The sequence below is a fragment of the Roseomonas elaeocarpi genome (genome assembly GCF_042433915.1).
Lineage (GTDB): Bacteria > Pseudomonadota > Alphaproteobacteria > Acetobacterales > Acetobacteraceae > Roseomonas > Roseomonas elaeocarpi.
The window spans coordinates 1-21,137 of record NZ_JBHLUN010000021.1; the positions used below are offsets into that span (position 1 = coordinate 1).

General features: G+C 72.0%; 20 protein-coding genes and 1 pseudogene. 8 read left to right on the plus strand and 13 right to left on the minus strand.

Annotated features, from left to right (window positions below):
- The 4 genes and pseudogenes from ACFFGY_RS22770 to ACFFGY_RS21760 all read left to right on the plus strand — a co-directional run.
- Positions 1-124: pseudogene (locus ACFFGY_RS22770) on the plus strand (OmpA family protein); the annotation flags it as partial.
- Positions 125-228: 104 nt separating this feature from the next.
- A complete protein-coding gene (locus ACFFGY_RS21750) occupies positions 229-819 on the plus strand; it encodes a pyridoxamine 5'-phosphate oxidase family protein (RefSeq protein ID WP_377046639.1) in 591 nt (196 codons plus the stop codon).
- Complete coding sequence (locus ACFFGY_RS21755) at positions 804-1,079, plus strand: DUF3253 domain-containing protein (RefSeq protein WP_377046640.1); 276 nt, start codon at positions 804-806, stop codon at positions 1,077-1,079. Before ACFFGY_RS21750 ends, ACFFGY_RS21755 begins: the two co-directional genes overlap by 16 nt.
- A 71-nt stretch (positions 1,080-1,150) precedes the next feature.
- Complete coding sequence (locus ACFFGY_RS21760) at positions 1,151-2,881, plus strand: ABC transporter ATP-binding protein/permease (RefSeq protein ID WP_377046641.1); 1,731 nt, start codon at positions 1,151-1,153, stop codon at positions 2,879-2,881.
- A 113-nt stretch (positions 2,882-2,994) separates the two neighbouring features.
- On the opposite strand, the gene ACFFGY_RS21765 is transcribed toward ACFFGY_RS21760, so the two are convergent.
- Positions 2,995-3,162, minus strand: coding sequence for a hypothetical protein (locus tag ACFFGY_RS21765; RefSeq protein ID WP_377046642.1), 168 nt, complete (start codon positions 3,160-3,162; stop codon positions 2,995-2,997).
- 348 nt (positions 3,163-3,510) lie between these two features.
- On the opposite strand from ACFFGY_RS21765, the gene ACFFGY_RS21770 reads away from it, so the two are divergent.
- Positions 3,511-4,413, plus strand: a complete 903-nt coding sequence (locus ACFFGY_RS21770) for a dihydrodipicolinate synthase family protein (protein WP_377046643.1) — start codon at positions 3,511-3,513, stop codon at positions 4,411-4,413.
- A gap of 69 nt (positions 4,414-4,482) precedes the next feature.
- On the opposite strand, the gene ACFFGY_RS21775 is transcribed toward ACFFGY_RS21770, so the two are convergent.
- The 5 genes from ACFFGY_RS21775 to cydD all read right to left on the minus strand — a co-directional run bounded on the left by ACFFGY_RS21775 (position 4,483) and on the right by cydD (position 12,125).
- Entirely contained in the window at positions 4,483-6,060 is a 1,578-nt protein-coding gene (locus ACFFGY_RS21775) for a Dyp-type peroxidase (protein WP_377046644.1), read from the minus strand.
- Between the two features lie 257 nt (positions 6,061-6,317).
- Positions 6,318-8,147, minus strand: a complete 1,830-nt coding sequence (gene recQ / locus ACFFGY_RS21780) for a DNA helicase RecQ (RefSeq protein WP_377046645.1) — start codon at positions 8,145-8,147, stop codon at positions 6,318-6,320.
- A complete protein-coding gene (locus ACFFGY_RS21785; RefSeq protein WP_377046646.1) occupies positions 8,147-8,542 on the minus strand; it encodes an OmpA family protein in 396 nt (131 codons plus the stop codon). The genes recQ and ACFFGY_RS21785 overlap by 1 nt, the downstream gene beginning before the upstream one ends.
- 222 nt (positions 8,543-8,764) lie before the next feature.
- Positions 8,765-10,441 (minus strand): thiol reductant ABC exporter subunit CydC, encoded by a 1,677-nt coding sequence (gene cydC, locus ACFFGY_RS21790; protein ID WP_377046647.1) that lies wholly within the window; start codon positions 10,439-10,441, stop codon positions 8,765-8,767.
- Positions 10,431-12,125: a thiol reductant ABC exporter subunit CydD gene (gene cydD, locus ACFFGY_RS21795; RefSeq protein ID WP_377046648.1), complete on the minus strand. Its 1,695-nt coding sequence runs from the start codon at positions 12,123-12,125 to the stop codon at positions 10,431-10,433. The genes cydC and cydD overlap by 11 nt, the downstream gene beginning before the upstream one ends.
- Before the next feature lie 91 nt (positions 12,126-12,216).
- Between cydD and ACFFGY_RS21800 the strand changes: the two genes are divergently transcribed.
- Together ACFFGY_RS21800 and ACFFGY_RS21805 are read left to right on the plus strand one after the other, a co-directional pair.
- Positions 12,217-13,128 (plus strand): polysaccharide deacetylase family protein, encoded by a 912-nt coding sequence (locus ACFFGY_RS21800; RefSeq protein WP_377046649.1) that lies wholly within the window; start codon positions 12,217-12,219, stop codon positions 13,126-13,128.
- 133 nt (positions 13,129-13,261) lie between these two features.
- On the plus strand, positions 13,262-13,633 hold the full coding sequence (locus ACFFGY_RS21805; protein WP_377046650.1) for a cellulose binding domain-containing protein: 372 nt from the start codon (positions 13,262-13,264) through the stop codon (positions 13,631-13,633).
- A gap of 235 nt (positions 13,634-13,868) precedes the next feature.
- Here ACFFGY_RS21805 and ACFFGY_RS21810 read toward each other — a convergent pair whose 3' ends face one another.
- The 5 genes from ACFFGY_RS21810 to ACFFGY_RS21830 are packed head-to-tail and all read right to left on the minus strand — an operon-like array spanning position 13,869 to position 18,198.
- Positions 13,869-15,251: a formimidoylglutamate deiminase gene (locus tag ACFFGY_RS21810; RefSeq protein ID WP_377046651.1), complete on the minus strand. Its 1,383-nt coding sequence runs from the start codon at positions 15,249-15,251 to the stop codon at positions 13,869-13,871.
- Positions 15,248-15,994, minus strand: a complete 747-nt coding sequence (locus tag ACFFGY_RS21815) for an amino acid ABC transporter ATP-binding protein (protein WP_377046652.1) — start codon at positions 15,992-15,994, stop codon at positions 15,248-15,250. Before ACFFGY_RS21815 ends, ACFFGY_RS21810 begins: the two co-directional genes overlap by 4 nt.
- Positions 15,991-16,641: an amino acid ABC transporter permease gene (locus tag ACFFGY_RS21820; protein ID WP_377046653.1), complete on the minus strand. Its 651-nt coding sequence runs from the start codon at positions 16,639-16,641 to the stop codon at positions 15,991-15,993. Before ACFFGY_RS21820 ends, ACFFGY_RS21815 begins: the two co-directional genes overlap by 4 nt.
- Positions 16,638-17,279, minus strand: a complete 642-nt coding sequence (locus ACFFGY_RS21825) for an amino acid ABC transporter permease (protein ID WP_377046654.1) — start codon at positions 17,277-17,279, stop codon at positions 16,638-16,640. Before ACFFGY_RS21825 ends, ACFFGY_RS21820 begins: the two co-directional genes overlap by 4 nt.
- 10 nt (positions 17,280-17,289) lie before the next feature.
- Complete coding sequence (locus ACFFGY_RS21830) at positions 17,290-18,198, minus strand: transporter substrate-binding domain-containing protein (RefSeq protein ID WP_377046655.1); 909 nt, start codon at positions 18,196-18,198, stop codon at positions 17,290-17,292.
- Between the two features lie 156 nt (positions 18,199-18,354).
- Here ACFFGY_RS21830 and ACFFGY_RS21835 point away from each other — a divergent pair, with 156 nt between their 5' ends.
- Positions 18,355-19,344: an isopenicillin N synthase family dioxygenase gene (locus ACFFGY_RS21835; protein WP_377046656.1), complete on the plus strand. Its 990-nt coding sequence runs from the start codon at positions 18,355-18,357 to the stop codon at positions 19,342-19,344.
- 25 nt (positions 19,345-19,369) lie between these two features.
- On the opposite strand, the gene ACFFGY_RS21840 is transcribed toward ACFFGY_RS21835, so the two are convergent.
- Together ACFFGY_RS21840 and ACFFGY_RS21845 are read right to left on the minus strand one after the other, a co-directional pair.
- Positions 19,370-20,011, minus strand: a complete 642-nt coding sequence (locus tag ACFFGY_RS21840) for a GntR family transcriptional regulator (protein ID WP_377046657.1) — start codon at positions 20,009-20,011, stop codon at positions 19,370-19,372.
- A gap of 131 nt (positions 20,012-20,142) precedes the next feature.
- Positions 20,143-20,928: a cold-shock protein gene (locus ACFFGY_RS21845; RefSeq protein WP_377046658.1), complete on the minus strand. Its 786-nt coding sequence runs from the start codon at positions 20,926-20,928 to the stop codon at positions 20,143-20,145.
- Between the last annotated feature and the right edge of the window lie 209 nt (positions 20,929-21,137).

The following is a 21,137-nucleotide window of genomic DNA, read 5'->3' on the forward strand; positions in this document are numbered from 1 at the left end:
CCGCAACGGCGTGGCTCGCTCGCAGATGACGGTGCAGGCCTTCGGCGAGAGCCGTCCGCTGGTCGCCACCGCCGACGGCGTGCGCGAGCCGCAGAACCGCCGCGTCGAGATCGTCCTGCGCTGATCGCGCAGGCGACCTCAACCGTCGCTTGACCAGGGAGGGCCGGTCCGCAAGGACCGGCCCTTTCCTTTTCTGCTTTCGATGACCCAAACGGCGGAGCCATTCCCATGAGCGACGCTTCAGCCCCTGACGCGCTGCGCCTGTTCCTCGATGCCGGACTGGCCGCCCTGTCCGCGGCCTTGCACGAACACGATGCGCCGCTGCGCACCCTGGACGTCGCGACCACCGGGCCGGATGGGGCGGCCCGACAGCGCAACGTGGTGCTGCGCGGCTTCGACCGGACGACGCTTCGCCTGCGGTTCCATAGCGACCGACGCGCCGCCAAGATCGTGGAGATGCGCCGCGATCCGCGCGCCTCGCTGCTGGGCTGGGATGCCGGGCGCCGCCTGCAGCTGCGCCTATCGGGCGACGCGAGCCTGCACCTGGACGACGAGCTTGCGGACGCCGCCTGGAACGAGACCAAGGAGGCGGAGCGTCGCACCTACGGCTGGAGCGAGGTGCCCGGGCATGTCCTAGCCGCCCCCACGCCCTTTCCCGCGGCCATCGACGCCGCGCGCCACAACTTCTGCGCCGTGGTGGTGCAGCTGCGCGAGCTCGAGCTGCTGGAGCTCGGCCGCGACACGCACCGCCGCGCCCGCTTTCGTTTCAAGGATGAGGACCCGGCACGGCCGGTGGAAGCACGATGGCTGATCCCATGAGCGGGCCCGACGACGCGGCGATCGAGGCCACGATCCTCCGCCTGGCGACGGAACGCGGCGCCGCGGCCTCGATCTGCCCGAGCGAGGTGGCGCGCGACCTGCGCGGCGAGGACTGGCGCCCGCTGATGACGCCGGTGCGGCGCGCGGCCGTCCGCATGGCCAAGCGCGGCGAGATCGAGGTGCTGCGAAAGGGCAAGCCGGTCGCCGACCTCGATGAGCTGCGCGGCGTCATCCGGTTGCGGATCGTTGCAAGCGCCTGAGGGCGCACCCCTGGACGTGGCGCCGCATCGGGCGCCTTCTCGCGACATCTGAGAAACGGAGCTTATCGCCGATGCGCGGCATCAAGGGCGCCTTGCGTGAAGCCTGGGCGATCGCCCGCCCCTACTGGTCCAGCGAGGAACGCTGGTCGGCCCGGGCGCTGCTGGCGGTAGTGGTCCTGCTGAACCTGGGTCTCGTCGGGATGAACGTAATCCTGACCTTCTGGAACCGGGCCTTCTTCAACTCCCTGCAGGACAAGGACTATGCGGCCTTCACGCAGCTGCTGTTCCTGGGCCGGCATGATCCGGAGGAAGGCTACCTGCCTGGCTTCTGCATCGTGGCGGCGCTGTTCATCATCGTGGCGGTGGCGCAGATCTACCTGCGGCAGCTGCTGCAGATCCGCTGGCGCCGCTGGCTGACGGCGCGGCTGACCGCGAACTGGCTGCACGCGCGGGCCTATTACCGCCTGTCGCTGACGGAAACCGGAACCGACAACCCCGACCAGCGCATCGCCGACGACGTACCGGGCTTCGTCAACTCCACCCTGTCGCTGGGCCTCGGGCTGATGAGCTCGGTGGTGACGCTGGTCTCCTTCGTCGCGGTGCTCTGGAGCCTGTCGGACGCCGTCAACGTGTTGAACCTGCCGATCCCCGGCTATCTCGTCTGGGTGGCCCTGCTCTACTCGGCGCTGGGCACCTGGCTGACGCACCTCGTCGGGCGCGCGCTGGTGCCGGTGAGCTTCAACCAGCAGAAGCTGGAAGCGAACTTCCGCTTCTCGCTGGTGCGCGTACGCGAGCACGCCGAGGGAATCGCGCTGCACCACGGCGAGGCCGGCGAGGAGCGCGTCCTCGGCAGCCGCTTCCGCGACGTGGTCGCCAACTGGCGGGCGCTGATGACGGTCACGAAGCGGCTGACCTTCTTCACCTCCGCCTTCGGGCAGGTCGCGATCATCTTCCCCTTCGTGGTGGCGGCGCCGGCCTTCTTCGCCGGGCGGATCACGCTGGGCGCGCTGACGCAGACCTCCTCGGTCTTCGGGCAGGTCCAGGGCGCGTTTTCCTGGTTCGTGGACAGCTACTCGGCGGTGGCCGACTGGCGTGCCACGGTGCAGCGACTGTCGGGCTTCACCCGCGCCATCGCCGCGGCCGAAGCCCATGCGGCCGAAGGCCCGCGCCGCGAGGTGGCGGCAGGACCGGCGCTGGTGGCGCAGGACGTGGCGCTGTCGCTGCCGGACGGCAAGCCGCTGATCCAGGATGCCGACCTCACGGTCCAGCCCGGCGAGGCGGTGGTGATCACCGGCGCCTCGGGCAGCGGCAAGTCCACCCTGTTCCGCGCCCTGGCCGGCATCTGGCCCTTCGGCCGCGGCACGGTGTCGGTGCCCCAAGGCACCGAGGCGCTGTTCCTGCCGCAACGCCCCTATATCCCCGAAGGCTCGCTGCGACAGGCCGTGGCCTATCCGCACGACCCGTCCGAGTACAGCGAGGCGCAACTGCACGAGGCACTGTCGCTGGCCGGGCTCGACGCGCTGGGGCAGCGCCTCGACGAGACCGACAATTGGGAGCGTCGCCTCTCAGGCGGCGAGCAGCAGCGCCTCGCCCTCGCCCGCGCGCTGTTGCAGAAGCCGCGCTGGCTGTTCCTCGACGAGGCCACGGCCAGCCTCGACCCGGAAGCGGAGGAACGCCTTTACGGCTTGCTGCGGGAACGCCTGCCGGGAACCGGTATCGTGTCGATCGCCCACCGGCCGGCGGTCGCGAAGTTCCACGACCGGCAGCTCCGGCTGCGCGACGGGGTGCTGGCGCCAGCCTGACGGCGCGCGCCATGCCGGCGTCCCGGGCCCGCGAGGTCCGGGACGCCGTTTCGCCTTACCATCTTACTATCTTACTTCCTTACCGCCCCTTCCGGGCGGCACCGCGGCGCGGCTCAGCCCCAGAAGTAGTGGATGAGCCCGGCAACCCCCGCGGGCGAGATCGGCATCAGCATCATCAGCAGCGTCACCACGATCGCGACCGCCACGAAGAAGCGTTCCTGACGCGAGACTGGCCTGGGCTCATTGGGACGTGGCGGGAAGTTCGTTCCGTCGAATGGCATTCCTGGTGCCTCCCTCAGGCCGGAGACTGCGCCCGCGACTCGGTTCCTGCACGCTTTTTCCGCGCCTTGCGGGGCGACGTTTTGGTGATCCCGCACATCGGACATGCCCCGTCGCCGCTTGGTGAGCGAGCGTCGGACGGCCACGGCTGGTCAGCGAACCACACGTCGAACCGAGGCGACTACGGGAGTCAGGCCGAGACCTGTCGATATGAATATCATCCTATATGAGGCCCTGGCGGATTGCGAGACTTTCCTGCGCCCGCCGAAGTGGTCGCTTTGAGCCAGAGCGGATTGGCCCTTTCCCGCTCGCCCGCCTGGCCGCATCCCCGATGCGAAGGAGACCCCGCCATGCCTACCGCTGAAACCCTGTTCCACGGCCTTTCCGCCTTTCCCATCACCCCCGCCGATCCCGGCGGGCGGGTGGACACGGCGGCGCTGCTCCGCCTCGTGGCGCGGCTGGATGAGGCTGGGGTGGACTCCGTGGGCCTGCTGGGCAGCACCGGCACCTATGCCTATCTCGGCCGCGCCGAGCGGCAACGGGCGACGGAGGTCGTGGCCGGAATGCTGCGCGGGCGCCGGCCGCTGATCGTGGGGGTCGGCGCGCTGCGGACCGACGAGGCAGTGGTTCTCGCCCGCGACGCCGCCGCGGCCGGGGCGGACGGGCTGCTGCTGGCGCCGGTCTCCTACACGCCGCTGCGTGATGCGGAGGTGTTCGAGCATTTCCGCACCGTGGCCGCGGCCACGCCGCTGCCGCTCTGCATCTACAACAACCCCTCGACCACGCATTTCACCTTCACCGAGGCGCTGCTGCGCCGTCTGGCGGAGGTGCCCGGCATCGTGGCGGTGAAGAACCCCGCCCCGCCGGCGGCCGAGGCGGCGGCGCGGCACCGGGCGCTGGCGGCGGCGATGCCGGCAGGTTTCGCGGTCGGCTACAGCGGCGATTGGACCGCCCCGGCCTCGGTGCTGGCAGGTGGCGCGACCTGGTACAGCGTCGTGGCGGGCTTCCTGCCGACCGACGCCATCGCGATGATGCGCGCGGCAAAGGCGGGCGACGCGGCGGAACTCGCCCGCCTCGACGCGCGGATGGAGCCGCTCTGGGCGCTGTTCCGCGAAGTCGGCAGCCTGCGCGTCGCCTTCGTGGCGGCTGAGCTGCTGGGGATCGCGGCCGTGCCGCCGCGGCCGATCCTGCCGCTGGAAGGCGAGGAGCGGCAGCGGGCGGTGGCGGTGCTGCAGGAACTGGGCCTCGGCTGACCATAGGACCGCCGAGCCCCCAGGTCGCTGGAGCCGGCGCCGCTTCCGTCGCGGCGCCGGCGCGCAGGCTCAGATCGGGTTCTTCAGGAACCCGACCGAGGGCGCGAAGAAGTAGTCGCCCCCCAGCAGCGTGACACTGGTCTTGAAGTCGAACTGCGCTTCATGGCCGGTGCGGCCCCCCGCGACGGTTCCGTCCTGCCAGTGCGTGTTGGGCGGTGCCGCCGGGTTCGGACGCTGGCCGAGCACCGGATCCACCCCGGCGTTGCCAGTCGGAAAGTTCGAGTTGTTGGCCCAGCCGGCCTGCGTGAACTCGAACTGCTCGGTGATGTTCGACATGTAGGCCATGAACAGCAGGCCGACGTCGCGTTCCGGCAGATCATCCTCCGGGAAGTCGGCGCCGTCCGGGCGCGGCTGGCGCTGGCCATAGGTGATGCCGCGCCGGGCCATGATCCGGCTTCGCTCCGCCGGAAGGCCGGGCGGCGGTGCCGGGTCGCCGGGCTTCGGTTCCGGGCTGCGCGGGTTGGTCTTGCGGATATGGGCGCGGAACGGGCAGCGAAGCCCTTCGGCATCCTCCCCGTAGTTGAAGTCGTTCATGGGCATGCCGGCGACTGGCGCGTCGCTGGGCCCGACCACCGGTGTGCCGTCCTCCCAGCGCCCGACGACCATCGCCCCGGCCCTTTCGCGGTCTTTGGCCGGCAGGTTCAGCAACCCGGCGAGCTCATCTTCCTGCGCTTTGAACTTCTTGACGTTCTGCTCGAGCTTGCGGAACACGAAGTAGCTACCGCAGGCGAGCGGACTCCTGCCGCCAGGGTCGGGAACCACGAACTGCGACGGAGGAAAGGCCGGGTTCCAGCGCATTCCGGTTTCGGCGGCGATGTCCTCTTGCAGGAACAGCGGCTGGCTGCGTCCGTCGACGTAGCCGAAGTGTTCGAGCCCCTCACCTTTGGGGTTCCCGCCGGGCTGCCTGCGTCGCTGCGCCTCGCCACGCTCTACGGTCAGGATGGAGGCACCCGTGCCGTTCAGCAGGGCCTCAACCTCCTGCAGCCCTTGCGTGACCTGATCGGTCGTATCCCCTGCGACCAGGATCATCGCGTCCGGCTCGGGCATTTCGTCGCCCCAGCCGGTGCCCCACTGGGATTGCGGCGGGTCGTTGAGCCCGTCGAGCCCACCGGGAATTCCCACGAACTGCAGCTTCGGGAGTTGCCCCCGCGCCCGCATGCCGGCCACAAAGGCGGGATCCTTGGGCCGGCGCATGGCGGGCAGCTGGAGCTTCCCGTAGGCCCCGCGCGCGAGGAACACGCAGATCACCGTGCCCCCGTCCTCGCCGGTCATCTTGTAATGTTCCGTGCTGGTCAGCTGCTCGAGAGCAGTCTTTACCCTCGGCGCCAAGCCGCGCAGCACGTCCGCGATCGCGGCGGGCGTCATGCCATGGAAGCTCACGAACACATGGCCGGTGTGATCGCGTCCATGGCCCTTCAGGATGTTTGCCTGAAGATCGCAGAGCATCACGTTCAAGTTCGGGTCGTGCTTGGCATCGTGCCACCGGATCGGAGTTGCCAGGATGTCGGCAACACCTTTGGCAATTGGCGCGTCTTGCGGCATTTCGTTCTCCTCCCGATACGACATTCCGCGCTCGGTCGGCGACATGCAACAATTCATTCCGATATGGATACGATTGCTCTCACGCCATGGTCTGGCAGCGTACGCAGGCAGACCAAGCGCAGGATCGGCTCCCCTTTCGAAATGGAGCGGCGGGGCTCCACACGGGCAGGATTCTGCCCGTCAAATCCACTCGAAACCCGTTTTCGGAGCGCCCGCGACCAGTAGCTGCCACGACGCGAGGACCGCGACCCATGGCGAGGCCCTGAGCGGACGGCGGAGGATTCACCCGCCCGCGCGCCCCGTCAGTCGCAGCGGCGCAGCGTGTCCAGAACGTCCTCGCCGTAGCGTTCCAGCTTGCTGGCGCCGACGCCGGGCACGGTGGCGAGCTCGTCGAGGTCGGTCGGGCGCATCGCGGCGATCTCGCCCAGCGTGCGGTCGCTGAAGATCATGTAGGCTGGTAGCGACTGGCGCTGCGCTTCCTCGCGCCGCCAGGAGCGCAGCGCCTCGAAGACCGGGTCGCCGCTGAAGGCCGGGGCCTCACCGCGCCGGCGGGTGTTGCGGGCGCTGGGCACCCGTTCCACGTCGACGCGGATCATCACCTTCTCCTCGCCGCGCAGGATGGCGCGGGCGGCCTCGGTGGGGCGGTACTCGCCGTGGTTCTCCACCGCCACGTCCAGCGCGCCGCGCGCCACGAGCTGCCGCGCGATGCCGCGCCAGTTCTGCGCCGACACATCCTTGCCGACGCCGAAGGTCGGCAGCTGGTCGTGGTTGAACTGGATGACCTTGTCGGTCTTCTCGCCCCGGAGAACGTCCACGAGGTGCCCGAGGCCGAAGCGCGAGCCGGTGCGCACCACGGCGGACAGCAGCTTCTGCGCCGCCACCGTGCCGTCGCGCAGCGAGGGCGGGCGCAGGCAGGCGTCGCAGTTGCCGCAATCCTGCTCCAAGTCCTCGCCGAAGCAGCGCAGCAGGATGCGGCGGCGGCAGGTCGGGGATTCCGCGATGGCGACCATGCGGTTCAGGCGCTCGCGCTCGATGCGCTTCTGCTCGTCCGAGGCGGGGCTGTCTTCCAGGCGGTGACGGGCCCAGACGATGTCCTCGGCGCCGTGCAGCAGCAGGGATCGCGCGGGCAGCCCGTCGCGGCCGGCGCGGCCGATCTCCTGATACCAACTTTCGGGGCTGGCAGGCAGCGCGGCGTGGGCGACCCAGCGCACGTCGGGGCGGTCGATGCCCATGCCGAAGGCCACGGTCGCGGCCATCACCACGGCGTCGCCGCTGGCGAAGCGGTTGTGCGCGGCGCGCTTGTCGGCCGGGTCCATGCCGGCGTGGAAGGAGATGGCGTCGTGCCCGTTCTCGCGCAGCCAGCCGGCGGTCTGTTCCGAACCCTTGCGGGTGGAGCAGTAGACGATGCCGGCGCCGCGCCCGTCCGAGGCCTCGCGGGCGAATTGCAGGATCTGGCGGCGGGCGCTGTCGCGCGGCGCGGCCTCGATGCGGATGTTGGGGCGGTCGAAGCCGCCGCGGAACACCGGGTCGTCGGTCAGGCCCAGTCGTTCGCGGATGTCCTCGACGGTGCGGGCATCGGCCGTCGCCGTAAGCGCCACGCGCGGCACGTCGGGAAACAGGCGCTGGAGGTTGTCGAGCGATCGGTAGTCGGGGCGGAAGTGGTGGCCCCACTGCGACACGCAGTGCGCCTCGTCGATCGCGAAGAGGGCGAGGTCGGTGCGGCCGAGGCGTTCGAGGGTGGATTCGAGGTTCAGCCGCTCGGGCGACACGTAGAGGAGCTTGAGCGTGCCGTTGCCGAGGTCGCGCATCACGGCGGAACGGCGCTCGTCGTCGAGCTCGGAATGGAGCGCCGCCGCGGCGACGCCGGCCTGGCGGAGGGCCGAGACCTGGTCCTCCATCAGCGCGATCAGCGGCGAGACGACCACGCCGAGACCGGGGCGAACCAGCGCCGGCACCTGGTAGCACAGGCTCTTGCCGCCGCCGGTGGGCATGAGCACCAGGCCGGAGCCGCCTCCCACGACGTGGGAGACGATCTCCTCCTGGCGTCCTCGGAACTCCCGGTGACCGAAGACGTCGTGGAGAACCCGTCGCGCATCGCTGCCGGCGGTACGGTCACGCAGGAATCCGAACATCAGTTGGAGATATTGATCTCCACGCGGCGGCTTTCCACCGGCACGGACTCGTAAGTCGTGGCGCCACGCGGCTGGATGATGATGCGGGCCGGAGCCACGCCGTCGGCGCGCAGCTCGGCGGCCACGGCGCGGGCGCGCAGGTCGCTCAGCCGGGTGTTGCCGCCGGGAACGGGCGTCGGGGCCGGGTCGGAGAAGCCGGCCACGCGCACGGTGGTGGAGGGGTGGCGCTTGGCGACCTCGGCCGCCTCGGCGACCACGCCCTTGGCGGCGTCGTCGAGGGTCACGTCGTCCTGGGTGAAGAAGACGACGCGGGAGGCGGGGGTGACCACTTCCGAAGCGGTGCAGGCGGCGAGCAGCGGCAGGGCAGCAAGGGATGCCAGGAACAGGCGGCGCATCGAGGCGCTAACTCCATCAGGATGTTCGTTGGTGATGCGATGCGTCGCCGGGCCCGTCAACGACACAACCGCGTGGTGCGGCCATGCGCCGCAAGTGCCTGATCGAACGTGTCTCCCGCGCCGCAGCAACACGTTCTGCCACGCGGACGGAAGCGCGGGGATTGAGCCGTGCTGGATGGTCTCGCGCCCCGGTTTCGCATTCCGGTTCCGCGGCGCCCGGCCTCAGGCGGTGGCCGGCAGGGCCCGGCCGCCCACCATCCGCAGCACGCGGGTCGGGCGCTCCACCCCGAGCAGGCGGTGGGCGATCAGCAGCACGGTCCGGCCGGCGGTGGCCTCGCCCAGGGTTTCCAAGAAGGCGCGCTCGGCCGACACGTCGAGGCCGGCCGCGGGCTCATCCAGGATCAGCACCGGGGCGGGCGAGAGCAGCGCGCGGGCGAGCGCCAGGCGACGGGCCTGCCCGCCGCTGAATCGCGCCCCGCCCTCACCGCAGCGGGTGTCGAGCCCGTCCGGCAGGGCGCGCACGAGGTCGGCCACGCGGGCGCGTTCCAGCGCCTGCCACAGCGCGGCGTCGGAGGCTGCAGGGTCGGCGAGGCGCAGGTTGGCGGCCACGGTGTCGTCGAAGAGGCGCGCATCCTGGGTCAGGCAGGAGATGCGGGTCCGCACCGCCTCGGGCGCCATGGCGGCGAGATCGGTGCCACCGACGGTGATGCGCCCGTTCTGCGGGTCGGCGAGGCGGAGCAGGAGCGCCGCCACGGTGGACTTGCCGCTGCCCGACGGGCCCAGCAGCGCCACGCGCGCGCCTTCGGGGATCTCCAGCGTCAGCCCGTCCAGGACCTCCGGCCGCTCGGGCGACCAGCGGAAGCGGACGTCCTCGAAGCGGATGGCGTGGCCCTTCGGCGCGGGCGCGGGCGATGCGGGCACGGCGACCGGCACGGGTGCGTCGGCGGCGTCGAGCAGCCGGCGCGCCGCGGCACCGGCGCCGGCCAGGGCGAGGCCGGCGCGCGGCACGGCGGCCAGATTCTCGGCGGCCGCCAGCGCCAGGAACAGCGCCGGCACGGCGAGCAGCGCCTGCGCCGCGGTGTCGCCGGCATGGCCGGTGCCCCAGGCCAGCACGCCCCAGGCCAGGGCGCCGAGGAGCGCCAGCTGCGTCAGCACCGTGCCGGCGGCACCACCCAGCGCGCTGGCGCGGCTGGCGCGGCGCTCGGCGCGGGCCTGCTGCCGGCCGGCTTCCGCGAGGCGGGCGGCGGCGGCGGCCTCGCCGTTCACCGAGAGCACGTCTTCCAGTCCCAGCAGCGGCTCCACCGCTTCGGCGCGCAGCGTGCCGCGGGCCTCGGCCACGCGGGCGGCGTTGCGGGCGGCCACGGGCGCCAGGATCGGCGGCAGGAGCAGCGCCAGGGCGAGCGGCAGGCAAACCACGGCCATCAGCGCGGGCGAGGTCCAGCCGAGGATCGCGGCGATGGCCACCACCGACACCGCCGCGGCGGCGATCGGCACCAGAGCGCGGAGGTAGAGGCCGTCCAGCGCCTCGACGTCGGACACCAACCGGCCGAGCAGATCGCCGGCGCGGCGCAGGCCGAGGCCCGCGGGCAGGCGGTCGGCCAGTCGGCGGAAGAACCAGACGCGGGTGTCGGCGAGCGCCCGGAAGGTGGCGGCGTGGGTGGTCATCCGCTCGCTCCAGCGGAGCACCGGGCGGAGCAGGATCAGCGGGCGCAGGAGGAAGAGCGAGCCGACCGCCGCCGCGGCAATGCCGTGATGCAGGCCGAGCGCCACGCCGTTGCCGGCCAGCGCCAGCAGCGCCACGCCGGCCAGCGCCGCGAGGCAGGCGACGAGGCCGCCCAGCAGCAGCAAGGTGCGGTGGGCGCGCCACAGGCCCAGGACGCGGCGAAGATCACGCCACATGGCCGGCCTCCCGCGAGGAACGACGATTGGCAACAGCGCGGCCGTTCTCCAGCGTCAGGATGCGCGCCGGGAAGCGGTCGCGCAGCAGCGGCGAGTGGCTGGCGATCACCGCGGTGCGGCCGGCGCAGAGGCGGCGCAGACCGTCCAGGACCTCGGCCTCGGTGCCGGGGTCGAGATGGGCCGTGGGTTCGTCCAGCAGCACCAGCGGCCGGTCGCGCAGGAAGGCGCGGGCCAGGGCGACGCGCTGCGCCTGCCCGCCGGAAAGGCCCCAGCCGCCCTCGCCCACCACGGTGTCGAGGCCGTCCGGCAGGGCGCGGGTGAAGTCAAGCACGCGGGCCTCGCGCGCCGCGTGTTCCACCGCCGCGTCGTCAGCCTCCGGACGCGCGAAGCGGATGTTGTCGCGGATCGTGGTGCGGAACAGGTGCGGCTTCTGGGGAACGTAGGCAATGAGGCGGCGCAGTTCGGCCGGGTGCAGCGCCAGGGCATCACGGCCGTTCAGCGCCACCCGTCCCGCATCGGGGCGGCGGAAGCCCAGCAGCACGCGCAGCACGGAGGATTTGCCGGAACCGGAGGGGCCAGCCAGCACCAGCGTCTCGCCGGGCAGCACGCGGAAGCTCACGCCGTCCAGCGCCGGCGGCCGGGCGGGGTCGTAGCGCAGCGTCAGGTCTTCCACCGTCAGCACCACGTCGGGCGGGATTTCTTCGAGCCTGAGGCCCTCGGCGGCAGGGGCGTCGAGCAGCGGTGCCAGGGCGGCGGCCGCACCGGCGGCGGACATGCGCTCGTTGTAGGCGGCCGAGAAGGCGCGCAGCGGCGCGAAGAAGGCGGGCACCAGGATCAGCACGAACAGCGCCGCGGTGGGCGACGGGTGGCCTCCGGTGGCGAGCGCGGCGTGGCGCCAGGCAAGGCAGCCCAGGATGGCGGCCGCGATCAGCTCCATGGCGGCGGAGCCCAGGAAGGCCACGCGCAGCACGCGGAGCGTGCGGACACGAAGCTCATCCGCCGCGCGGCCCAGCGCGCCGGCCTCGTCGTCCTGGCGGTTGAACAGCACCAGCGTGGGCAACCCGCGGACGCGGTCGAGGAAGCGGCCCGAAAGCTGCTGCAGCGCCTCGAACTGCCGGCGGCTCTGCACCGCGGCACCGATGCCGGTGAGCGCCATGGAGAGCGGCACCAGCACCGCGCCGGCCAGCAGGATCAACCCGCCCACCGGGTCGGCCACCGCGGCGGCGGCGGCGATGGCGACCGGCACGATCACCGCCAGCCGCGCCGCCGGCAGCCAGCGGGCGAAGTAGCCGTCCAGCGCCTCGACCCGGTCCACGATCAGCGCGGCGCGCTCACCCGCCGGGCGTTCGTCGGCCGGGCCGAGCTCCAGCAGGCGGGCCTGGACGCGCGCGCGCAGGCGGGCGCGGGCGGCGCTGCCGGCGGCCTGCTGCGCGCGTTCCTGCGCGACCGCGAGGCCGACCTGCACCAGCGCCAGCACGGCCGCGGCCGCGAGCTCGCCCCAGCCGGCGCCGGGAAAGCCCAGCAGCGCCGCCAGCAGCGTGGCGATGAACCAGGCCTGGCACACGCCGCACAAGGCGGCGGCCAGGCCCAGCATGACGGGACGGAGGAGGCGCGAACGATCCTCGCGCGCGAGCCTGGCCAGGAAGGCCTTGGCGGCGGCGTCTTCAGCCGGTTTGGACGACATGCGCCCCATGTAAACCTTCCCCGCCCGATGTGCACCCTGCCGTGTCGGCGGTAGCCTTGGCCGGAACACGCACCGGCCCGGAGACGCGCGCATGACCGAGCACCACCGCTACGGCTACCATCCCTGGCCCGAGCGCGCGCGCTGGACTTGGCCGGGCGGTGCGACACTGGCGGTCTATCTCGGGCTCAATCTTGAACACTTCCACTTCGGCGAAGGGCTGGGCGCGGAGCTGGCGCCGGGTGCCAATGGCGGCGGCGGGCCGCAGCCCGACGTGCTGAACTACGCCTGGCGGGACTACGGCAATCGGGTGGGCGCGTGGCGGGTGCTCGAGATGCTGGACGAACTCGCCCTGCCCTGCACCGTGCTGGCCAACAGCGCGATGTACCGGCACGCGCCGCAGCTGATGGCGGCGCATCGCGCGCGCGGCGACGAGGTGGCGGGCCACGGCCGCACCAACAGCGAGCGGCAGAGCACCTTGCCGGAGGCGGAGGAGCGCGCGCTGATCGCCGAGGCGACCGAGACCATCGCGCATCACGAGGGCACGGCGCCGCGCGGCTGGCTGTCGCCCTGGATCGCCGAGAGCCGCGCGACGCCCGACCTGCTGCGCGCGGCCGGCTACCGCTACACGCTCAACTGGTGTTCCGACGACCAGCCGGTGTGGCACAGCACGCGCGCCGGGCGGCTGCTGGCGGTGCCCTACGGGCAGGAGATCAACGACATCCCGGCGATCGTGGCGCGCAAGGACGGGGCGCGAGAGTTCGCGGAGATGATCGTGGACGACTTCGACGAGCGGCTGCGGCAGGTGCGCGACGGGCGTGCGCAGGTCATGGGCATCGCGCTGCACCCCTACCTGATCGGACAACCCTATCGCCTGCGCGCGCTGCGCGGCGCGCTGGAACATATCCTCCGGCGACGGGCGGAGGTGTGGATCTGCACGGCGGGCGCGATCCACGACCACGTGCTGACGCTGCCGCCGGGCAGCGTCGCGGGCGACGCGGTGTAGGCGCCGGCGCCGTGGATGCGCCGGGGCGAAAGAACGATTTCGTGCGGCAACCGGTGATCGGTGGAAGCGCCCCTGCGCAGGAGCTACCTCACCACTCGTGCAAAAGAATGAGGCAGAGCGCGGGCCGGGTCCGTTGCGGGCCACCTTTCGGGTGGTGAGCCGCTGGGACAACGGCTTCCAGGGCGAGATCGCGCTCGTCAACCGCGGGCGCGACGCGCTGGAAGGCTGGAGCCTCGCCTTCCGCCCCGGCTGGCAGCTGGTGGAAATGTGGAACGGGCGCTGCCACGCCGAAACCGACGGCACGCTGACCGTCGAGGCGGGGGACGTGGCGCAGGTGCTGCCGCCGGGGACCGGCACCAGCATCGGCTTCATCGCGAGCGGCCTGCCGGACGATCCGCCGGCCCTGCACTGCGAAGCGCGCCGATCCCCGGCGGCGCTGTCGCGCAGCTTCCGGCCGGTGCGGCACCGCGCGCGCCAGGAAGAGGGTTCCGCGCAGTCGGCCTGACGCGCGGGCCGTGCCGCGGCCGGATCGCACGCGCGGCCGCCAGCGAGCCGCCCGAATTTTCGCCCGTGGTGGTTTCCGCCGGGCTTCGGCCGGGGCGGCCGTTACCCTCGTCAGGTCCTTGCCATTGCGGCAGACCGAACCGCATCACCACGCGATCCCCGCTTCGGAGAGGGAGGCTATTGGTCCCACCCGTGTTTCGGCGCGGCTGGTGTCGGCACGCGCGGCACCGGCGGCGTCATCCCAGCAGCCGGTCCAGCGCGGCGCGGTAGTCGCGCGCGATGGCGCCGGCCTCGACGTGCTGGCCACCTTCCACCACCGCCCGTCCGCCCACGATCACGCTGCGCACCGGATTGCCCTGGCCCGAGAAGATCCAGCTGTCGAGCAGCGCGTTCCCGTCCCGCCCGTAGAGCGTCGGGTGCTCGGGATCGAGTTCCACGAAGTCGGCGCGGTGACCCGGCAGCAGGGCGCCGATCGCCCGGCCGCTCGCCTGCGCACCGCCGGCCAGCGCCAGGTCCAGGAGGTTGCGGCCGGGATGCGGGTGGTCCTCGTCGGTGGCCACGGCGCGCTCGCGCAGGGCGAGGCGCTGGCTGGTTTCAAGCAGGCGGAGTTCCTCGCGCGGGGCGGTGCCGACATGGCTGTCGGTGCCGATGCCGAAGCGCCCACCGGCCGAGAGCCAGGTGGCGAGATCGAAGACGCCGTCGCCCAGCGAGGCTTCGGTGGTCGGGCAGAGGCCCGCCACAGCGCCGGTGCGGGCCAGCGCCTCGGATTCCGCCGAGGTCAGGTGGGTGCAGTGGATCAGGCACCAGCGGCGATCCAGCGGGGCGTTCAGCAGCAGCCATTCCACCGGCCGCGCGCCGGTGGCGGCGAGGCATTCCTCGACCTCGCGCACCTGCTCGGCGGCGTGGATGTGGATCGGGCCCTCGTGGTCGGCGACCGCCTGCAGCATCTCGGGCGTCACGGCGCGCAGCGAGTGCGGGGCGATGCCGGTGGCGGCCTGCCCGTCGCCCTTGGTGGCTTCGCGGCAGTTCTCAAGGATGCGGCCGAAGCCGAAGAGATCGTTGAGGAAACGCCGCTGCCCGGGCACCGGGTCGCGCCCGAAGATGCCGCCGTAGCGGTACAGGCTGGGCAGGAGGGTGATGCCGATGCCGGTGCGGCGCGCGGCCTCGAGGTGGCGCAGCGCCATCTCGGCCGGAGCGGCGTAGGGCGTGCCGTCGGGCTGGTGATGTAGGTAGTGGAACTCGGCCACCGAGGTGAAGCCGTGGGTGAGGAGTTCGGCATAAAGCATTGATGCTACGGCTTCCGCATCCTCCGGCCGGAAGCGGTTGACGAAGCGGTACATGGTGTCGCGCCAGGTCCAGAAGCTGTCGCGCCCGGCCTCGGGCGGGGAGCGGCGCTCGGCCAGGCCGGCCATGGCGCGTTGGAAGGCGTGGGAATGGAGGTTGGGGATGCCGGGCACGGTGACGCCGCGCAGGCGACGGCCGCCCAGGCGCAGCGTGTCCATCGGCTCGGCGCCCGTTTCGACCGAGAGGATGTTTCCCGCAGCATCAACGGTGAAGGCGACGTCCTTCTCCCAGCCTGTCGGCAGCAGCGCGGTGTCGGCGTGGAAGGCGCGGGTCATTGCGCGGCCTCCGCTGCCCGCCAGGCGACGCGGCTGAGGTAGCTGTCGAGGAAGCGGCGCAGGCGGTCCTCGCGCGGATGGGTGAAGACCTCGGCGGTGGAACCGTCCACCAGCACGCGGCCCGCTTCCATGAACAGGGCGCGGGTGGCGACACCGGCGATGAAGCCCATCTCGTGGCTGACCACCAGCATGGTCAGCCCTTCGCGCGCGAGGTCGCGGATCACGTCCAGCACCTCGGTGGTCAGTTCCGGGTCGAGGCTGGCGGTGGGCTCGTCGAACAGGATCAGCCGCGGGCGCGCGGCCAGCGTGCGGGCGATGGCGACGCGCTGCTGCTGGCCGCCGGACAGGGTGGCGGGCTTGCGCTCGGCCAGGGCCGCGAGGCCGACGCGATCGAGCATCCGGCGGGCGATGGCGCGGGCCTCCTCACGGCCGGTCTTGCGCGCCACGCGCAGCGGCATGGCCACGTTCTCCTCGGCCGAGAGGTGCGGCCAGAGGGCGAAGTTCTGGAACACCATGCCCACCGCACCGTCGCCGGGGCGGGCCAGCTTGCCCTCCACCGTGACGCTGCCGCCGCTGAGCGGGTCGAGGCCGGCGATGCAGCGCAGCAGCGAGGACTTGCCCGAACCCGAGGGTCCGATGATGCCCAGCACCTCGCCGCGTGCCACGGACAGGTCGATGTTGCGCAGGATCTCGTGGTCGCCGACGCGGCGTTCGAGGCGGGTGACGCGGAGCAGTTCCGTCATGCCGCGAGCAGCCGCGCGGTGGTGCGCTCGGCCCGGCGGCCGGCAAAGGACATCGCCTCCACCAGCGCCCAGTAGAAGAGCGCCAGCACCGCCATGGCGGGGGCGTAGCGGAAGGTGGCGCTGCCGACGCTGGTGACCTGGAAGGTGATCTCGGGGACGGTGATGATCGACAGGACCGCCGTTTCCTTCAACAGGATGATGGTGAGGTTGACCAGCGCGGGCAGTGCCGCCAGGGCCGCGCCGGGCAGCAGGATGCGGAGCACCGACTGCGCGTGGCTCAGCCCCAGCAGCCGGGCCGCCTCCAGCCGCGAGGGCGGGATGGCCGCGAAGCCGCCGCGAAAGACCTCGGAATAATAGGCAGCACCATAGACCGAGAGCGAGAGCAATCCCGCCGCCACCGGCGTCAGCGTCAGTCCCACGAAGGGGCCGCCGTAGTAGAGCAGGAAGCTCTGGATCAGGAAGGGCGTGCCGCGCACGAGCTCGACGGCGGCCGTCAGCACCCAGCGCAGCGGGCGCGGGCCGAGGTGTCGGCCGCAGGCGACGAGCAGGCCGAGGATGAGGCCCAGCACGGCGCCGCCGAGCCAGGTGAGCAGCGTCAGCGGCAGGCCGGCGAGCGCCGCCGCCAGCGACTGGACGAGGATGTTCATGCCGGCTGCCGCCGGGCGGCGCCGACGCCCAGCAGCACGAGGTTAAGCACGAGGTAGAAGACCCCGGCCAGGAGGTAGGATTCCAGCGGCATGAAGGTCGAGGCGGCGATGGCCTGGGCGTTGCGGGTGATCTCGGTGATGCCCACCACCGACACCAGCGCGGAGGCCTTCAGGATCATGGTGGCCTCGCCGATCAGGGCCGGCCGCATGGCGGCCAGAGCGATCGGCAGGCGGATGCGTAGAAAGGTCTGGCGTGGCGTCAGGCCGGACAGGCGCGCGGCCTCGATCGCGGCCGGTGGCACGGTGGACAGGCCGCCGCGCAGGATCTCGGCGGCGTAGGCGGCGCAGCACAGGCCCAGCATCCCCACCGCCGCGGCCCAGGGCGAGACGTCGAGGCCGACGAAGGGCAGCACGTAGTAGGCCAGCAGCAACTGCACCAGCAGCGGCACGCCGCGGAAGAAGGAGATGTAGAGCGCGGCGAAGACCCGGGCCGGTCGCGACGGCGCGGTGGCCGCGGCCGCGATCACGGCGCCGATCGTGAAGCCCAGCGCGATGCCGGCCAGCGAGACCAGCACCGTGTTGGCCGCGCCGGTGAGCAGCGCGGGCCAGGCCTCCGCCAGGAAGGCGGCGTCGAACATGGGGGTGCGGTCAGACGGCGGGGTCGGTGACCCGGGCCGGCACGTCGAAGCTCTGGCCGAACCACTTGTTCTGCGCGGCGGCCAGGCGACCGTCGGCGCGCATCTTGTCGATGGCGGCGTCGATGGCGTCGAGCAGCGGCTTGCTATCCTCGTCCTTGCGGCCGAGGAAGCCGAAATAGCTCTTGGTGCCGAAGGTCGGCAGCACGGTCGCGAAGACGTTGGGGCGCTGCTTGGCGGTATAGGCGATGTTGGGCAGCGAGTTGCCCACGGCCACGATGCGGCCGGCGGCGAGGTCGGCATAGGCCTCGGAGAAGGACACGTATTCCCGCACCTCGGCCTTGCCGGGCAGCGTGTCCACGAAGGCCTGCATCTGCTGGAGCTGCGAGGTGGCCTTGCCGGAGCCCACCGCCTTGCCGGCCACGTCCTCGGGCTTGTTGATGGTCTTGTCCGAGGCACGCTTCATGAAGGCCACCGTCGCCTCGGCGATGGGGGCAGTGAAGCGGTAGCGCTCGGAGCGTGCCTTGGTGATGGTGGCGGGGCCGCCGACCATGTCGTAGCGGCCGGCATCGAGGCCGGGCAGCACGGATTCCCAGGGCAGGTCCTGGAAGACGACTTTGACGCCGAGTTCCTTGCCAATTTCGGCGAAGAGGTCGGCGTTGAGCCCGACCTGCTTGCCGGCCTCGGTAAAGTCGAAGGGGGCGAAGTGGAATTCCGAGGCCACGGTCAGCGTGCCGGCGGATTTGGCCTTCGCCAGCGCGTCGGCGGCGCGCGCCAGGCGCGGGGCGGCCAGCGCCGCGACCGAGGCGGCGGCGAGCGCCAGCACGGGGCGGCGGCTGAAGGGGCGGCTGAGGGGCGTCGCGCGCTCAGGATTATGGGCGGGCCGCTCGCCGCGCTTCGCGTCTGCGGGAAGGTCCGTCATCGTCGCTCTCCGGGTGGGGTCCTAGACCCCGAGGCTGCCGTTCGGCCGTGCGCGGCGCGTGTGTCACGCCATCGTTACGGGCGAGGTTGACCCAGTGGAAGGCGGACGTAAAGCTGCCCCGCGAAGCTTTCGACGTTCCTCCCTGGAGGTTCCCCCATGAGTGCCACGCTGCCCGTGATCGACGTCACCGCGCTGCGCGCCGGGCGAGCGGGCGCCCTGGAGGAGACCGGCGCCGCGATCCGTGCGGCCTGCACCGGACCGGGCTTCTTCTACATCAGCGGTCACGGCGTGCCCGAGCCGGTGATCGAGGCGGCCGTCGCTGCGGCGGCCGGCTTCTTCCGCCTGCCGGAGGCGCAGAAGCGACGGGTCGCCGCCAACAAGCTGCACCGCGGCTGGCACGCCATGGGCGGCGCGTTGATGGAGGGCGCCCGGCACGCCGACCGCAAGGAGTTCTTCAGCCTGGGCCTCGAGCTGCCGGAAAGCGACCCGGCCGTGCGGGCTGGCGAGCCGCTGCGGGGGCCGAACCAGTGGCCGGATTTCGCGCCGGCGATGCAGCCGGCCTTCGCGGACTACTTCCACGAGATCGGCCGGGCCGGGGCGTCGCTGCTCTCGGCCGTGGCGGTGAGCCTAGGGCTGAGCCCGGAGTTCTTCGCGGCGCATTACCGTAAGCCGCTGCAGCGGACGCAGGCGATCTACTACCCGCCGCAGCCCGCCGGTTCGGCGGCGGATGAGTTCGGGTTGGCGCCGCACACGGATTTCGGCTGCATCACCCTGCTCTGGCAGGACAACAACGGCGGGTTGCAGGTGCGCGAGCGCCAGAGCGGCGACTGGATCGAGGCCCCGCCCCTGCCCGGCACGCTGGTGGTGAACGTCGGCGACCTGCTGGCGCGCTGGAGCAACGACCGCTTCGCCTCCACGCCGCACCGGGTGCTGAACCGCTCGGGCCGGGAGCGCTTCTCGATCGCGACCTTCTACGACCCGGATTTCGGCGCGACGGTGGACCCGCGGGCGCTCGGCGCGCCCGAGGCGGAGGCGCTGTACGAGCCGGTGACCGCCGGGGCGCATATCCTCGGGCGCTTCGACCGCGCCTTCGGGTATCGCAAGGCGCTGGCGACGCAAGCGGCGGCGGCTGGGGGAGCGGCGTAGCGCCGGTTTCCCGGGTTCCGGCGCGTCACACCGGCGTGGCGGCCTCGGGCGCGGTGAGGGCCGCGAGAACGGCGCTGCGCAGCGACCAGACGCGGTCGTAGATCAGGCGGGCGGCCTCCACCCCCCGTCCCTCCGCCACGGCTTGCAGCAGCGCCGCGCGGTCCGCCGGCTCTTCCGGCAGGTCCGTCCCGTGGCGGGCGGCGAAGGCCAGCATGCGCGAGGACTCGTCGAGCAGGCGCGAGACCCCCTGCGCGAGGCGGGTGTTGCCCGACAGCACGGCGATGGCCTGATGCAGGGCGCGGCTGTCCGGCGGCGCTTCCGCCGAGAGCAGTGCTTCCAACTGGCGCCGGGCCGACGGATCGGTGCGGGCGGCGGCGCGGCGGGCACCCTCGGGCTCCAGCAGCAGGCGAAGGTCGAAGACTTCGTGGATGTCGCGGATGGTGATCAGCGACACGACCCAGCCGCGACGGGCGACCGAGCCGACCAGCCCTTCCTCGGCCAGCCGCGCCAGCGCGGCGCGGATCGGCGCCTTGCCCAGGCCCAGGCGCTGCGAGGCCGCAGTTTCCGAGAGGGTTGCGCCGGGCAGCAGGTCGCAGCTGAGGATTTCCTGGCGCAACTGGTGCAGCGCCTGGAGCGTGAGGGGAAGCGCACCGCCGTCTTCTGTCATGCCGTCGCCTCACCCTCTGACATGTCAGTAGGAGCATTGCCGCTGTGGCGAGGCTCCGCAAGGCGGCAGGCAAAGAAAAACCCCGGCACGTTTCCGCACCGGGGTTTGATCCTGGGCCCGGAGGCCGGGGATCAGTTGTCCTTGAGGACCACGGCCTGGCGGCCGCGCTGACCATCACGGACTTCCAGCGCGACCTTCTGGCCCTGCTGGACATCCTGGACTCCGGCGCGCTGCAGGACGGAGGAGTGCAGGAACACGTCCTGGCCACCATCGTCGGGCGTCACGAAGCCGAAGCCGCGAACCTGATCGAACCACTTCACGGTGCCGCCGATGGGGTAGCTCGGGCCACCCTCGTCACGGCCACCGAAGCCGCCACGCTGCGGGCGATCGCCGAAGTTGCCGCGCGGGGCACCGAAGCCGCCACGGTCGCCGCCGCCGAAGCCACCGCGGTCACCACCGCCGAAGCCGCCGCGCGGGGCACCGAAGCCACCACGATCGCCGCCGCCGAAGCCGCCACGGTCACCGCCGAAGTCGCGACGCGGGGGACGGTCACCGAAGCCGCCGCCGCCACCGAAGCCGCCGCGGTCGCCGAAGTCGCGGCGGGGCGGACGGTCACCGAAGTCACGACGGGGGGGACGGTCACCGAAACCGCCGCCAGCCTGACCGCCGGGACCCTTCTTCAGCTCGGAGATGCGCGTGACCAGACGACGACCCTGGCGGTCCGTACCGATTTCACACACGAGCTTGTCGCCCGTCTCGGGCGGCTCGATCCCGGCTTCGGTCAGGGCAGAGGCGTGGAAGAACACGTCCTGTCCGTCGGGGCCAAGCACGAAGCCGAAGCCCTTGCGACCGTTGTACCACTTGACTTCGGCTTCAACGGAGCCGGTGCCACCCTGAGGGTCGTTGTCGGGAAACACTGTTTCTTTCGCCTACGCAACTCGCGCGACCCATACGGGAATGCTGGGCCGGTCTGGTTATGCTGGCACGGTGTTGCGGCGATTACCAGCCGAAAGACAACGAGCGTGCTTTTTCCCTGTTGACGGGCGCGCCGCGTAGCCGCAGCGCAGCACGGATGCCCTTGGAGGCGCCCGGACGCCCCCTCGGGCGCCCCGTCGGACACCCCACC

Coding starts and splice junctions, on each gene's coding strand:
- ACFFGY_RS21750 (WP_377046639.1), top strand. CDS start 229: ATGAGCGACGCTTCAGCCCCTGACGCGCTGCGCCTGTTCCTCGATGCC.
- ACFFGY_RS21755 (WP_377046640.1), top strand. CDS start 804: ATGGCTGATCCCATGAGCGGGCCCGACGACGCGGCGATCGAGGCCACG.
- ACFFGY_RS21760 (WP_377046641.1), top strand. CDS start 1,151: ATGCGCGGCATCAAGGGCGCCTTGCGTGAAGCCTGGGCGATCGCCCGC.
- ACFFGY_RS21765 (WP_377046642.1), bottom strand. CDS start 3,162: ATGCCATTCGACGGAACGAACTTCCCGCCACGTCCCAATGAGCCCAGG.
- ACFFGY_RS21770 (WP_377046643.1), top strand. CDS start 3,511: ATGCCTACCGCTGAAACCCTGTTCCACGGCCTTTCCGCCTTTCCCATC.
- ACFFGY_RS21775 (WP_377046644.1), bottom strand. CDS start 6,060: ATGTCGCCGACCGAGCGCGGAATGTCGTATCGGGAGGAGAACGAAATG.
- recQ (WP_377046645.1), bottom strand. CDS start 8,147: ATGTTCGGATTCCTGCGTGACCGTACCGCCGGCAGCGATGCGCGACGG.
- ACFFGY_RS21785 (WP_377046646.1), bottom strand. CDS start 8,542: ATGCGCCGCCTGTTCCTGGCATCCCTTGCTGCCCTGCCGCTGCTCGCC.
- cydC (WP_377046647.1), bottom strand. CDS start 10,441: ATGTGGCGTGATCTTCGCCGCGTCCTGGGCCTGTGGCGCGCCCACCGC.
- cydD (WP_377046648.1), bottom strand. CDS start 12,125: ATGTCGTCCAAACCGGCTGAAGACGCCGCCGCCAAGGCCTTCCTGGCC.
- ACFFGY_RS21800 (WP_377046649.1), top strand. CDS start 12,217: ATGACCGAGCACCACCGCTACGGCTACCATCCCTGGCCCGAGCGCGCG.
- ACFFGY_RS21810 (WP_377046651.1), bottom strand. CDS start 15,251: ATGACCCGCGCCTTCCACGCCGACACCGCGCTGCTGCCGACAGGCTGG.
- ACFFGY_RS21815 (WP_377046652.1), bottom strand. CDS start 15,994: ATGACGGAACTGCTCCGCGTCACCCGCCTCGAACGCCGCGTCGGCGAC.
- ACFFGY_RS21820 (WP_377046653.1), bottom strand. CDS start 16,641: ATGAACATCCTCGTCCAGTCGCTGGCGGCGGCGCTCGCCGGCCTGCCG.
- ACFFGY_RS21825 (WP_377046654.1), bottom strand. CDS start 17,279: ATGTTCGACGCCGCCTTCCTGGCGGAGGCCTGGCCCGCGCTGCTCACC.
- ACFFGY_RS21830 (WP_377046655.1), bottom strand. CDS start 18,198: ATGACGGACCTTCCCGCAGACGCGAAGCGCGGCGAGCGGCCCGCCCAT.
- ACFFGY_RS21835 (WP_377046656.1), top strand. CDS start 18,355: ATGAGTGCCACGCTGCCCGTGATCGACGTCACCGCGCTGCGCGCCGGG.
- ACFFGY_RS21840 (WP_377046657.1), bottom strand. CDS start 20,011: ATGACAGAAGACGGCGGTGCGCTTCCCCTCACGCTCCAGGCGCTGCAC.